The 12,447-nt window shown below is 63.7% G+C and carries 11 protein-coding genes and 1 tRNA gene; 6 read left to right on the top strand and 6 right to left on the bottom strand.

Annotation, left to right across the window (positions count from 1 at the left end):
• Window positions 1-64: 64 nt before the first annotated feature.
• Complete coding sequence (locus tag ACUJ46_RS11140; protein ID WP_445390568.1) at window positions 65-1,066, bottom strand: NAD-dependent epimerase/dehydratase family protein; 1,002 nt, start codon at window positions 1,064-1,066, stop codon at window positions 65-67.
• A gap of 125 nt (window positions 1,067-1,191) precedes the next feature.
• On the opposite strand from ACUJ46_RS11140, the gene ACUJ46_RS11135 reads away from it, so the two are divergent.
• The 4 genes from ACUJ46_RS11135 (at window position 1,192) to ACUJ46_RS11120 (ending at window position 6,435) form a co-directional block, all read left to right on the top strand.
• Window positions 1,192-2,805, top strand: a complete 1,614-nt coding sequence (locus ACUJ46_RS11135) for an O-antigen ligase family protein (RefSeq protein ID WP_445390567.1) — start codon at window positions 1,192-1,194, stop codon at window positions 2,803-2,805.
• 12 nt (window positions 2,806-2,817) lie between these two features.
• A complete protein-coding gene (locus ACUJ46_RS11130) occupies window positions 2,818-4,260 on the top strand; it encodes an SLC13 family permease (protein ID WP_445390566.1) in 1,443 nt (480 codons plus the stop codon).
• 24 nt (window positions 4,261-4,284) lie between these two features.
• The gene (locus ACUJ46_RS11125; RefSeq protein WP_445390565.1) at window positions 4,285-5,394 is read left to right on the top strand and encodes an acyltransferase family protein; all 1,110 of its coding nucleotides are present in this window, start codon (window positions 4,285-4,287) and stop codon (window positions 5,392-5,394) included.
• 99 nt (window positions 5,395-5,493) lie between these two features.
• The gene (locus tag ACUJ46_RS11120) at window positions 5,494-6,435 is read left to right on the top strand and encodes a ribose-phosphate pyrophosphokinase (RefSeq protein ID WP_445390564.1); all 942 of its coding nucleotides are present in this window, start codon (window positions 5,494-5,496) and stop codon (window positions 6,433-6,435) included.
• Window positions 6,436-6,463: 28 nt separating this feature from the next.
• Here ACUJ46_RS11120 and ACUJ46_RS11115 read toward each other — a convergent pair whose 3' ends face one another.
• The 4 genes from ACUJ46_RS11115 to ACUJ46_RS11100 all read right to left on the bottom strand — a co-directional run bounded on the left by ACUJ46_RS11115 (window position 6,464) and on the right by ACUJ46_RS11100 (window position 9,382).
• The gene (locus ACUJ46_RS11115; RefSeq protein ID WP_445390563.1) at window positions 6,464-6,865 is read right to left on the bottom strand and encodes an MmcQ/YjbR family DNA-binding protein; all 402 of its coding nucleotides are present in this window, start codon (window positions 6,863-6,865) and stop codon (window positions 6,464-6,466) included.
• An 11-nt stretch (window positions 6,866-6,876) separates the two neighbouring features.
• Complete coding sequence (locus ACUJ46_RS11110; RefSeq protein WP_445390562.1) at window positions 6,877-7,461, bottom strand: DUF2059 domain-containing protein; 585 nt, start codon at window positions 7,459-7,461, stop codon at window positions 6,877-6,879.
• A gap of 59 nt (window positions 7,462-7,520) precedes the next feature.
• A complete protein-coding gene (locus tag ACUJ46_RS11105; protein WP_445390561.1) occupies window positions 7,521-8,327 on the bottom strand; it encodes an undecaprenyl-diphosphate phosphatase in 807 nt (268 codons plus the stop codon).
• Between the two features lie 68 nt (window positions 8,328-8,395).
• Window positions 8,396-9,382, bottom strand: a complete 987-nt coding sequence (locus tag ACUJ46_RS11100; protein ID WP_445390560.1) for a complex I NDUFA9 subunit family protein — start codon at window positions 9,380-9,382, stop codon at window positions 8,396-8,398.
• Window positions 9,383-9,470: 88 nt separating this feature from the next.
• On the opposite strand from ACUJ46_RS11100, the gene ACUJ46_RS11095 reads away from it, so the two are divergent.
• A tRNA-Leu gene (locus ACUJ46_RS11095) sits at window positions 9,471-9,557 on the top strand.
• A 166-nt stretch (window positions 9,558-9,723) separates the two neighbouring features.
• The gene (locus ACUJ46_RS11090) at window positions 9,724-10,950 is read left to right on the top strand and encodes a tyrosine-type recombinase/integrase (RefSeq protein WP_445390559.1); all 1,227 of its coding nucleotides are present in this window, start codon (window positions 9,724-9,726) and stop codon (window positions 10,948-10,950) included.
• Between the two features lie 117 nt (window positions 10,951-11,067).
• Here ACUJ46_RS11090 and ACUJ46_RS11085 read toward each other — a convergent pair.
• Window positions 11,068-12,447: hypothetical protein (locus ACUJ46_RS11085; protein WP_445390558.1), on the bottom strand; the 1,380-nt coding region annotated here is incomplete at its 5' end.

Here is a 12,447-nt window from a genome sequence, read left to right as displayed (position 1 = left end):
CGGCCCGGTCGGGCAAGCTCGCCCTGCCCTAGCGGCACGGCGTGCCGGTGGCAACGCGTGCCGGTCAGAGGCCGGACCAGCCGCGGAACCATTGCACGAAGCGCGGGATTCCCGCCTCGATGGGCGTGGACGGGGCAAAGCCGTGATCACGGGCGATCGCCGAGACATCGGCATAGGTGTCGGGCACGTCTCCGGGCTGCATGGGGTGAAATTCCCTTTCCAGCCGGCGGCCGCAGGCCTGCTCGATCAGGTCCACAAGGCGCATCAGCTCTTCGGAACGGCTGTTGCCGATGTTGTAGAGGGCATGGGGGGCATGGCTTCCCCCGGGCTTTTCCTGCCCGTCATCAGCCGGGGGCCGGTAAAGACAGGCAAGCACGCCGGCGATGATGTCATCGACATAGGTGAAATCGCGCCGCATGCGCCCATGGTTGAAAATGCGGACCGGCTGCCCCTTCAGGCAGCTTTCGGTGAAATGCCAGACGGCCATGTCCGGCCGGCCCCATGGCCCGTAGACGGTGAAGAAGCGCAGGCCGGTGAGCGGAATGCGGTAGAGATGGGCGTAGGTCTCGCTCATCAGTTCGTCCGCCTTCTTGGTGGCAGCATAGAGCGAGACGGGATGATCCGTCCTGTCCTCCACGCGGAAAGGCAGGCTCGCATTGGCGCCATAGACTGACGAGGAGGAGGCATAGACCATCGGCACCCGCAGCCGCCGCGCCACTTCCAGCATGTTGAGATGCCCGGCAAGATTGGAATGGGCATAGGCATGGGGGTGGTCGATGGACCAGCGGACGCCCGGCTGCGCGCCGAGATGCGCAATGGCGCTGATCGGCCCCAGCTTCGCGGATGCCCTGGCGATCGCGGCATCGAGGGCCGCCATGTCTGCGAAATCGACCCGCAGATCGAGAAAGCCGGGCCTGTCCAGTCCGGCGAGGCGCGCGCGTTTGAGGGCGGGGTCGTAATAGGGTGTCAGGTTGTCGATCCCGGCAACCGTCTCGCCGCGATCGAGAAGCGCGCGGGAAAGATGATGGCCGATGAAGCCCGCAGCACCGGTAACGAGGATGCTCATGCGGACCACTTTCTGCCGTGCTGCCGGCGAAACCCGAGGTGAAAAACTGTTGCCTTGGCCATCAAAGCGCAGATGCGCCGGTTTTCAGGGTGGAGCAAGCGCCGCATCTGACTTACTAATCGGGCATGAGCGAGCAAAGGGCACGGATTCTCAGACCATACACCCAGAGGGTGCGCGATGCCCGTTACCTTGCCGGCAAGACCATTGCCGTCACGCTTCTTGTCATAACCGCGATGTTCATGGGGCTCACGCTGGCCCTGTTCGGGCTGCCGGGCCTGTTCATCCCGCTCACGCCGATCCTGATCCTGATCGGGTTCATGCTGTGGCTTTCGCCCGATTCCGACCCGGATCTCGACAAGCCGATCGAGCGGACCTTCTATTTCTTCTTCGCCGTGGCGCTGATGTGGCCCAATTACATCGCGCTCAACATTCCCGGCCTGCCCTGGGTTTCCTTCCAGCGAATCGTCGCCCTCGTCATCATCGCGCTCGGCTTCTACGCGATTTCCTCGTCGAAGCGCGTGCGCGGAGAAATCGGGGAGGTGCTGCGGTCGAGCACGCCCATACGCCGCCTCTTCCTGGCATGGGTCGCCCTGCAGTTCATCATGCTGTTCGTGGCCCGGCTGGAAACGATGGAACGGTGGGTCCATTACCAGCTCGTCTGGAACTTCATGTTCCTCATGGCCTTGTGGGTGATGCGCCGGCCTGGCCGGCCGCAGCGGATGCAGTATCTGCTCATCATCGGCATCATCGTGACTTCGCTGCTGGTGATACCCGAAGTCCGCCGGGAACAGGTGCTCTGGGCCACCAGCATCCCCAGCTGGCTGGGCGTGGACCCGGAGGTGCAGGTCAAGCTGATCGAGGGCAGCCGTCGAAGCGGCCTTTATCGTGCGATCTCGATCTACCTGACATCGGTCACCTATGGCGAATATATCGCCGTTTCGGTGCCCTTCGTGCTCTATGCCATCTTCCATGCGAAGACACCCATCCGCTTCGCCCTCGCGATCGCCGTCTTCGCCCTGCTGTTCAACGCCGCCTACCAGACCAACACCCGCACCTCGATGGTGGGCTTCGTGATTGCAACGGGCGTCTTCTCGGCCCTGTGGATCGCGCGCCGCTTCCGGGAGAATTTCCACAAGCGCGACGTGCTGTCGGCGGCCATGTTCTGGGGCTTCCCGGCTGCGGGCCTCGCGTTCCTGTCCGTGATCCTGTCGGTCAATCGAATCCGGGTCAGGGTTCTGGGCGGCAGCGAGCATGAGGCAAGCGATGCGGGCCGGGATGCCCAGTGGGACATGGCCATTCCCAAGATCATCCGGAACCCGTTCGGATATGGCGTGGACACGGTTGGTATTCACGTGCCCTACACGAACCTCGCCGGCATCCCCACGATCGACAGCTACTTCATCAACCTGCTGATCGATTATGGCATTCCGGGCTTCCTCATCTTCCTCGGGCTGTTCATCGCCGGATCGATCACCGGGGCCAAGGTCTACATCAATTCGGAAAACCGGGACGAGGACATTGCCGGGCCTGCCGCAGTCAGCCTCTTCATCTTCCTCTTCACCCGCTCGGTGCTGAGCTCCGAAGGCGCGCAGTTCCTCGCCTTCATGCTGACGGCGATGATCCTGGCGCTGCACTGGCGACAGCAGCAGCGGGCGCCCGCGAAAGCGCCGGCGCAACCTGTGGAGCCGCTGTACAGGCTGCCCCCCCGGCGCATCGGCGCGCTGGCCCGCAACCGCTAAGCCCGCTTCGGGATGACGGCGCATGAATCAACCGCCGCGCGCGCCGGTTCGCCGCGGCCGCTGGTGATCGCCCTGGCCGTCGCGGGCTTTCTCGTCCTCAGGCTGCTGCCGCCGCCCGCCGGGCTGGGGCCGGATGGCTGGGCGGTCGCGGCGCTTGCTCTGCTGATGGCGACGCTGTGGCTGACGGAGGCGCTGCCCCTGTCGATGACGGCGACCCTGCCCTTTCTGCTGCTGCCCGTGATGCGGGTGATGGAGCCTGACGAGATCGCCGGTCTCTACTGGTCCCCCACCATCTTCCTGGTGCTCGGGGGCGCCATCGTCGCCATCGCCCTGGAGCAGCGCGGCCTGCACCGGCGCCTTGCCCTTGGCATCGCGCGGATGGCGCCGGACTCGCCGGCGGGCCTTCTGCTCGCCCTGATGGCGGCCACGGCCATCACCTCGATGCTGGTGTCGAACACGGCCTCGGCGCTCATCATGATGCCAGTCGCTCTGGCGATGGCGCGGTCGATCGGCGCCGAAGGCGGTGCGCAGGCCGGCGGCCATTCCGGCCTGACGACCCTTCTGGTTCTGGGCGTTGCCTATGCGGCAACCATTGGCGGCTTCGGCACGCTTGTCGGCTCCCCCACAAATGCGATCGCCACCGGAATCATCGAGCGCAGCCTGAACCTCAGGATCGATTTCCTGACATGGGCCATGTTCGGCCTGCCGCTCGTCATCCTCGCGGTGCCGCTGGCTGCCGGGCTGTTGTTGCTGATGTTCCGCCCGGCGCCCGGCACGCGCCTGCCCCGCATCGGGCCGGCGACACGGCTGCCGGCCATGGGCAAGGACGAAAAGCATGTCCTTGCCGTGGTCTCGGCCCTCGTCCTTGCCTGGATTTTCACGCCGCTTGCCGGCCCGGCGCTCGGCCTGCCGCGCATCGATGACGGCATGATCGCCATTGCGGCGGCCCTACTTCTGCTGGCCATGCCGGCCTCGGGCGGCGGCCCGCTCCTGCCCTGGCATGCCCTGAAGCAGGTGCCCTGGGACATATTGCTGATGTTCGGCGGTGGTCTCGCGCTGGCGGGCGCCATTTCGCAATCCGGCCTTGCTGCATGGCTCGGCGCCGGCCTCTCGGGGCTTTCGGCGCTGCCGGCATGGGGCCTTGCCGCCCTGATGATCGCGGCCATCATCCTTGTCACCGAATTCGCAAGCAATGTGGCCACCGCGTCGGGCTTCGTGCCCGTGGTCGCGGCGGTGATCCTCGCCACGGGGGCCGACCCGCTGTTCTTCGCCATGTGCGCGGCACTTGCCTCGTCCTGGGGCTTCATGATGCCGGCTGGAACCGGCCCCAATGCCATCGCCTATGCAACCGGTGAGGTGAGCGTGCGCCAGATGGTGCGGACAGGCTTCATCCTCAATCTTGCCGGCATACCGCTGCTGGTTGCCATTTGCGCCCTTGTCGCGAAAATGATCTGAAACGCCGGGGAGACAGAAACGACCATGAAGACCCTGGGACTGGCACTGGAAGAGCATCGCGGCTTCGGGCCGGGCTTTGATTTCGTGCGGCTCTTCCTGGCTTCGGGGGTCGTGCTCTGGCACTGTTTTCCGATCACCGCCGGCAGCGCCCGGCTGATCGAGGCGACGCCTTTCTGGTTCATCGTCAGTTCCATGGTGCCGATGTTCTTCGCGGTTTCGGGCTTTCTCGTGATCGCCAGCGCAACGCGCGTGCCCGTGGGACCGTTCCTGATGAACCGCGTGGCCCGCATCTTCCCCGCGCTGATCGTCGTCGTGGGGCTGATGGCGCTCGCCGTCGGGCCGCTGATCTCGTCGGTTCCGCCCGGCATCTATTTCGAAAGCAGTCGCCTGTGGCGCTATCTCGCGACAGGGCTGGGACTGGTCTCCTTCGACCTGCCCGGCGTCTTCGAGGCGAACCCCTATGCGCGGGTGGTGAACGGCAGCCTGTGGACCGTGCCGCACGAGATCCTGTGCTATCTCATGGTCGCGGGCCTGATGATCCTGGGCCTGGCCGGGCGCTGGTGGGCGCTCACGCTTCTGTTCGCCCTGATCTTCCTGCTCGCCTTTCTTGGCCAGTGGGCGCCAGTGGGCACGCTTCCCGGTCCTGTCGAGATGCTCGTCCGGTCGCCGCATTTCGCACAGGGCTCGAAGATCATTCCCTTCTTCCTGCTGGGCGCCATCTTCTACCTCGCGCGGGGGCGCATTCCGCTGGACTGGCGGCTGGCGGCCCTGTCGCTCGTGGCGGTGATGGCGATCGGCACCCTTGTCGACCCCTCGGCGCGCAAGGGGGCGCTGCTGTGGCTGGCGGCAGGGCCGCCACTGACCTATCTGACCGTCTGGGCAGGCATGGTGCGCCTGCCGAAGCCGAATTTCCTGGGCGGCGGCGATTTCAGCTACGGCGTCTATCTCTGGCATTTCCCGATTCTCCAGTTGCTGGTGATGGCCTTCGGGATCGGCAGCTGGTGGGTGCTGGGGCTGGCGAGCATCCTGCCGGTGATGCTGGTGGCGGCGGCTTCATGGCATTTCGTGGAAAAGCCGGCGCTCGCATGGCGCAAGCGCCATTCGCTGGCAGGCGCGCGCGCCGCAAAGGGCTGAACGGGTCCGGCGACGCGGGAAAGCGGCTTTCACGGCTCAAGCCCGTTGTCGGGCGCAGGCGTTTGGGCTAGGCCCCCCGCAAGCACAAGGACCGGTCGAATGAAACTGCTTGCAGCCAACAGCAACCCCAAGCTGGCGGAAGATATCGCCCGCTATCTCGAACTTCCTTTGACGGCGGCCAGCGTGCGCCGCTTCGCCGACGAGGAAATCTTTGTCGAGATCCATGAGAATGTCCGCGGGCAGGACATGTTCGTGCTGCAATCCACGTCGGCGCCGGCCAATGACAATCTGATGGAGCTGCTGATCTGCATCGATGCGCTCAGGCGCGCATCGGCCCGGCGGATCACGGCGGTCATCCCCTATTTCGGCTATGCCCGGCAGGACCGCAAGCCCGGACCCCGCACGCCGATTTCGGCCAAGCTCGTCGCCAATCTGATCACCGAAGCAGGCGCATCGCGCGTGCTTTCCGTCGATCTTCATGCCGGTCAGATCCAGGGCTTCTTCGACGTGCCGGTGGACAATCTCTTCGCCGCCCCCGTGATGTCAGCCGATATCCAGGCCCGCTACCCGGATTACCAGGGCAAGCTGATGGTGGTTTCGCCCGACGTGGGTGGCGTGGTGCGCGCCCGCGCCCTCGCACGCCGCCTCGACAATGCCCCGCTCGCCATCGTCGACAAGCGGCGCGAGCGGCCGGGCGAATCGGAAGTGATGAACATCATCGGCGACGTGCGTGACCGATTCTGCATCCTGATCGACGACATCGTCGATTCGGCCGGCACGCTGTGCAATGCCGCCAAGGCGCTGATGGACGCGGGCGCGGCCGGCGTTTCCGCCTATGTGACCCATGGCGTTCTTTCGGGCGGAGCCGTTGCGCGCGTCGAAGGCTCGGCGCTGAAGGAACTGGTCATCACCGACAGCATTCACGCAACATCGGCCGTGAGCGAGGCGAAAAAGATCCGCGTGCTCACCATCGCGCCGCTCATCGGGGAAGCGATCCGCCGGATTTCCGACGAAAGCTCGGTTTCCAGCCTGTTCGACTGAGCCGCCTCCGCACGAAACGGCAGCCATCTCACCCCAGTTCGCGCACCAGCCGCTTCGGGGCCACGGCCCTGTAGCTTTCGACGACCCAGCCCGGAATCAGATCCGGGTCGAACGGCATGTCCCCCGCCTCGGCGGGCATCAGGCGGCATTCCACCCATCCATGAGGGCCTAAACCATAGCGCGCGGGCGTGCAGCCATTGAACATCAGGGCAAAGTCGGCGGAAGCGGGCAGCTTCAGCAGTAGCGAGAGACCGGCATTTGCAGCCGCCGTCTGCCCCGGCGCGATTGCCCCAGAGGACAGAAGCGCGAAGATCCTGCGGCCAACCTTGAACGCTTCCGCGCCCCATGGGTTGTCAGCCCAGGCCCCTGGAAGGGCGAGCGCCTGCGCGCGCACCAGTGCGCCAGGCCTGTCCATGCTGGACAGCGCCATTCGGCCAGCCCCTATTTCGGGGCGCCCGTGGCCGACGGGAACAGCTTGCGCAGTTCGGCATCCAGCTTCGGCGCAATGGCCTTTTCGGCGGCCTGCATGCGCGGGCCGAAACGCTGCTGGATCTGGCGGTTCACGCCAGCCAGAACCGCCGGCTGCCGCGCCCGCAGCTTCATGCCCGCAGGCGAGCTGTAGAAGGCCGTGATGGCCTTGAGCTCGGCCTCGGTGAACTCGCGGGCATAGGCCTCGATCGTCAGCTGCCGCGACACGGGCTGCATTTCGCGCATGACAGGGCCTAGCGCATCCGCCTGCATCGCGCCCATGCGGGCTATGGCCGCCTTGAAGGCGGGCTGGTTCTTGGCGGCCTCGGCCCGGTATTGTGGGCTGTTGCGCAGCATCGAGCGTATGGCGGCGCCCTCGCGCATCTGTTGCAGCTGGCTGTCAAGCCCGGCCTTCTGGGCCGCGGGCGGTGTCAGCAGGTCGACAAGGGCCGTGGCCGCCTGCGTGGTTGCAGCGGACTGCGCCAGAACCGGGCTGGCCGCCAGCAGGGCAAAGCCTGCCACAAGCACGGGAAAGCGCCCCTTCATTGCCATCACCATATTGAAACTCCTTGCAAAGGCCCTCGTGGGCTGCCCCGCCAGCCGGGCAGGGGTGCGGGTCATCGTGTCATCAACCAGACCAGAGAGACAGACCCCAGAATGATGCGGTACCATGCAAAGGGCGCGAAGCCGTGGCGGCTGACAAAGCCCACAAGCCAGCGGACAACCAGAAGCGCTGCCAGGAAGGCCGTGACGAAACCGACCCCGATGAGCGTCATATCATTGAAATCGAGGACGTCTCGCTCCTGCCAGAGGGCATAGACTGTCGCGGCGCTCATGGTGGGAACAGCCAGGAAGAAGCTGAACTCCGCAGCGGTCCGCCGGTCGACACCCATCAGCAGCGCGCCCATGATCGTCGCGCCCGAGCGGGAGACACCGGGCACCATCGCAAGGCACTGGACGATGCCGATGCCGCCCGCAGTCTTCCAGCCCAGTTCCTCGACGGAGCCTTCCACGCGGACTGGAATGCTGCGCTCGATCAGGAGAATCGCGATGCCACCCACAATCAGGGCCACCGCCACGGTTTCGGGGCTGTTCAGCAGCGCGCGGATGCCTTCATAGGCAACCACACCAACGAGCATGGCAGGCACGAAGCCAAGGATGATGTTGCGGGTGAAGGCAATGGCGCCGGCATCCCGGCCGAGAAGGCCCCGCGCCACCCCCCAGAATCGGCTCCAGTAGACCACCATGACGGCCAGGATGGCGCCAAGCTGGATGGCGATCTTGAAGGCCGCCGATCCTTCACCCTTGAAGCCCAGCAACTCGGCGCCGAGAATCAGGTGACCGGTGGATGAGACCGGGATGAATTCGGTCAGACCCTCGACAAGGCCGAGAAGGAAAGCCTGGAGCAAGGGGGTCAGTTCCATCATCATCCTTGAATTGTCGTGGCATGGTGTACGTGGCTGGCGGAGGCCGAGCGACCCGCCAGCCTGCCTCAGGCCGCTTTCGCGAAGCGGCCGCCGGGGCGGTAGCGCTCAAGCCAGGCGGGCGCTGCGGCAGCCATGGGCATGGGCATGATTCCCAGTTCGGCAAGGCCGGAAGCGCCTGCGGAGACTACATTGTCCCTCTGCAGCATGAGCAGCTGATCGCGAGTGATGGGAGCGCCCGGCAGGAAGGAAAAAGCAGCCAGAAGCCCGGCCGCTGCATCGGGCACATCGACCAGCGGCTTTTCATGCCCGGTTTCCCGGGCGATGAAGGCCATGATCTCGCGCATGGAAAGCACATCCGGCCCGCCCAGCTCCCAGCAGCCGCCCGGCTGGCCTTCCATCTGGCGCGCCACGACAGCGGCGACAGCATCGGCCACATCGCTGACGAAGACCGGCTGGAACCGTGTGGCGGGCGCAACCACGGGAACGAAGGGCGCCCCCGCGATCAGCCGTGCAAAACGGTTGGTGAAGCCATCGTCGGCGCCGAAAACGAGGCTCGGCCTGAGGATTGCAGCCGTGGGGAAGGCGGAAAGCACACCGGCCTCACCTTCCGCCTTGCTCCGCCCATAGGCCGAGGGGCTGTCAGGATCTGCGCCGATGGCGGACATCTGGACGAAGGCCCGGCATCCGGCGGCGGCGGCGGCCTGGGCCACGACGGCAGCACCGCGCGCCTGCACCTCGGCGAAGCGCTGGCCGCCACGTTCGTCCAGAATGCCGACAAGGTTGATCACGGCATCGGAGCCGGCGACGGCCCCAGCAAGGCTTCCGGGCACGCGCACATCGGCCCTGACGGCGCCGATCTGCCCCAGATCGCCCAGCGGCTTCAGCCGCATCGCACGATCCGGATTGCGACAGGCGATTCGCACACGCCAGCCTGCACGGGCGAAAACTTCGGTTACGGCGGCGCCGATGAAGCCCGAACCGCCGATGATGGTGACGAGACCCCCCTTGGGGAGAAGGGGCGCTTCGAGCCCGGAAATGACCGCTGGTTTCATGCAGAAGCCTCTAGCCTTTGCGAAGCCCGGTTGACAATCGCCTCCGGCCCTCATAACGACCCGGCCTCGCACATGCGAACGGCACCTTGCCCAGGTGGCGGAATTGGTAGACGCGCAGGTTTCAGGTACCTGTGGCCGAAAGGCCGTGGAGGTTCGAGTCCTCTTCTGGGCACCATTTGTTCTTCTCAGAAGAACCCAGTAAGTGTATTAAACCCGCAGAAATCCAAGGGAATTGGCCCTTGGATCGTGCCGGATCGTCCCGCCTTTTCTCGGGGGTTCCGCACATTTTTGCGGGCCTTTTACGGGCCTTTGCGAAAACCACATTGGGAAAAGGCCCGCCCATGCCTCTGACCGAAACCCGGCTTCGCGCACTCAAGCCAAAGGACAAACCGTACAAGGTCGCCGACGACCGCGGATTGTACATCGAGGTGTCCCCATCGGGCGGAAAACTCTGGCGGTTCCGCTATCGAATCGGCGCCGTCGAAAAGAAGCTCTCGATCGGCTCCTATCCCGAAATCAATATCAAGGACGCACGCCAAGCGGCCTATGAGGCGCGGGTCAAAGTCGCGGCAGGCGGTGACCCGGCGATGGAGAAGCGAAAGCAGAAGATCCGTTCGGAATTCCTTTCCGCCCAGACATTCGAGGCGGTGGCACGCGAGTACATCGATGAGATGATGGTGCAGAACGGTCGCGCGGATGCGACCATCATTAAGGCCAACTTCTTCCTCGACCAGTTGACGGCCGCCATCGGCAGCCGTCCGATCGACGAGATTGAGCCGTTCGAAGTGCTGGCTCCCCTCAAGCGCCTCGAGGCGAAGGGGAAGCACGAGACCGCCAAAAAGACCCGGTCCTTTGCGAGCCGCGTGTTCCGCTATGGGGTTGCCACGACGCGCTGCAAAGGCGACCCAACGAGCATGCTTCGCGGGGCGCTGATAACGCCCAAGGCAAAGCACTATGCAGCGATCCTTGAGCCGAAGGATCTCGGTGGACTGCTGCGCGCAATCCAGGACTACACTGGCAACTTCATTACCCGGTACGCCCTGCTCATCGCACCTCATGTCTTTGTACGCCCTGGCGAACTGCGGCACGCCGATTGGAAGGAGATCGACCTCGACGAAGGCGTCTGGCGCATCCCAGAGGGAAAGATGAAAGCGCGCCGCCCACATGCCGTGCCGTTGTCCAAACAGGTAGTCGGATATCTCAAGGAACTTGCCGAGATGGTTGGCACCGAAGGGTATGTGTTTCCGTCAGCTCGCGCGTCCGTCCGCCCGATGAGCGAAAACACCCTGAATGCCGCTTTCCGACGAATGGGCTTCACCAAGGACGAAGTCACCGCGCATGGTCTTCGGGCTACGGCCTCCACCATGCTGAATGAAAGCGGCCTCTGGAATCCGGATGCGATTGAACGCGGCTTGGCGCACGGTGACAGCAATGCCGTTCGCGGCGTTTATCACCGCGGCAAACACTGGGATGAGCGCGTCCGCATGGCGCAGTGGTGGAGCGACTACCTCGATACCATCCGTGATGGCGGGAAGGTCATCAAGGGTGCGTTTGCTGGAAGAGCCTGACGAGGATGTGGACACCTTTCGGATTTAGCTGGAACTGGGACATTCCTGCGGGCCGCGGCCACTAATTGGAGCGTCCAGTGATGTATGATCCCCCAGACGGTCCGTGGTCTATTTTCCCTAGGGCGAAACAATTACTCGTAGTTCGGCCTCGGTGGTTTTTTTGAGATATAGCTCGGTCGTGCCCAGCAGCAGAAGGGCGTCGTTGTTCATGTTTGATGCCGATGCGCCGGGCTGAACGAGTATCATCTCGAACCGGAGGCGCGCGCGCCTCGCCTTCTCCTTGAAATAGGAGAGCTCTTTCATTCCCCCCTTGAGAAAACGTGTGTAGCCGTCTTGCGCCCAGAGTTCATGGCGGCGTTTTAGGTCGTGATAGAGTCTCGGCAGGCCCTGATGTTTTGCTACGATGCTTTTTTGAGCCTGGCCACAGACGGTATAGAAGTTGCGGATGTCTTGAGTAACAGCACCGCCGTGCGCGTTCTTACAATGTACAAGACACAGACGGATCGTTTCCTCGTCGACGTCTTTGAGGCATACGAGATCTGCCGCTTCGCCAGAACCGTCGTCATTGAAAACGACGTCGAACTCGGCCTCAATTTGCTGAAAAGTGTAATATTGGATGGTGGAACGGTCGACCAGTTTGCCGGCTGACTCGCGATTGAGTGGGATGCCGCTCCAATCCCAAGATTCCAGCCGGGATTTGTCGAACTGTCCAGCGTCCAGCCGAACTGGGATATGGTAGCAATTGTAGGAGTAGGTGCCATCAGCATAGCGGATTAGAAAAGGATCTTTTTGAAGATATTCCTCGAGCGCAATAGGGGCATCGTTCCCCTTGCAGAAGCGCACTTCCGGCCCCGAAACATGCTCGTGTTCATATCCCTTGGGCAGCTTGGCATCAATTCGAAGGCGGTAGACAGAATCTAATTGGCCGGATTGAATATGGATTGGAATGGCTCCATCGGCATCAGGTTCGTCGATTGCCAGATCGACCAGGTACAGCGGCACTGTCGCCCCATCGAATGTGACGGCCTGCCGATCGTTGAGGCGTAGCTGTGCCTGTTCGCCCCACATGGCTGCGATGGGCGGTGAAGACCAAGGGGCATCGATCTTCTCAGGTCGCAGGAAATCCTCGACGATGTTGCTCTCGTCACCGTTCTGCTGTTGCACCTTCGCCCAAGTAGCGCGGGTCCAATCGATCCATTCGGCAACATTGCCAGACCGCTGCTGCCATACCTTACCCCGTCGCTGAGCGGCTCCCCAGAGCACCCGTTCGCCGTTCTCGTATCCGAGACATGCGATGTTGTTCAGTTCAGACTCCCGCTTTTCAATCATTGCAAGCCCCTCGGTAACGTTGGGACCGAAGTAAGAGGTGAAGCTGATGGCGCCGATGCGTGATGAGCCGAGGCTCTTCGCGAGCGGCAGTTTGGTCTGAGCCCGTGGATTTCCTCCAGGTTTGAGTAGAGTCCGGTCCTTGAAGGAGTCGGATGGATATGAAGCGGA

This window comes from Sandaracinobacteroides sp. A072 (genome assembly GCF_052616365.1).
The sequence above is the reverse complement of the archived record's forward strand: the minus strand, read 5'-3'. Positions and strand labels throughout refer to the sequence as shown.

Excerpts from the sequence above, each read along its gene's own strand:
- ACUJ46_RS11140 (WP_445390568.1), bottom strand. The coding sequence starts at position 1,066 with ATGAGCATCCTCGTTACCGGTGCTGCGGGCTTCATCGGCCATCATCTT.
- ACUJ46_RS11135 (WP_445390567.1), top strand. The coding sequence starts at position 1,192 with ATGAGCGAGCAAAGGGCACGGATTCTCAGACCATACACCCAGAGGGTG.
- ACUJ46_RS11130 (WP_445390566.1), top strand. The coding sequence starts at position 2,818 with ATGACGGCGCATGAATCAACCGCCGCGCGCGCCGGTTCGCCGCGGCCG.
- ACUJ46_RS11125 (WP_445390565.1), top strand. The coding sequence starts at position 4,285 with ATGAAGACCCTGGGACTGGCACTGGAAGAGCATCGCGGCTTCGGGCCG.
- ACUJ46_RS11120 (WP_445390564.1), top strand. The coding sequence starts at position 5,494 with ATGAAACTGCTTGCAGCCAACAGCAACCCCAAGCTGGCGGAAGATATC.
- ACUJ46_RS11115 (WP_445390563.1), bottom strand. The coding sequence starts at position 6,865 with ATGGCGCTGTCCAGCATGGACAGGCCTGGCGCACTGGTGCGCGCGCAG.
- ACUJ46_RS11110 (WP_445390562.1), bottom strand. The coding sequence starts at position 7,461 with ATGGTGATGGCAATGAAGGGGCGCTTTCCCGTGCTTGTGGCAGGCTTT.
- ACUJ46_RS11105 (WP_445390561.1), bottom strand. The coding sequence starts at position 8,327 with ATGGAACTGACCCCCTTGCTCCAGGCTTTCCTTCTCGGCCTTGTCGAG.
- ACUJ46_RS11100 (WP_445390560.1), bottom strand. The coding sequence starts at position 9,382 with ATGAAACCAGCGGTCATTTCCGGGCTCGAAGCGCCCCTTCTCCCCAAG.
- ACUJ46_RS11090 (WP_445390559.1), top strand. The coding sequence starts at position 9,724 with ATGCCTCTGACCGAAACCCGGCTTCGCGCACTCAAGCCAAAGGACAAA.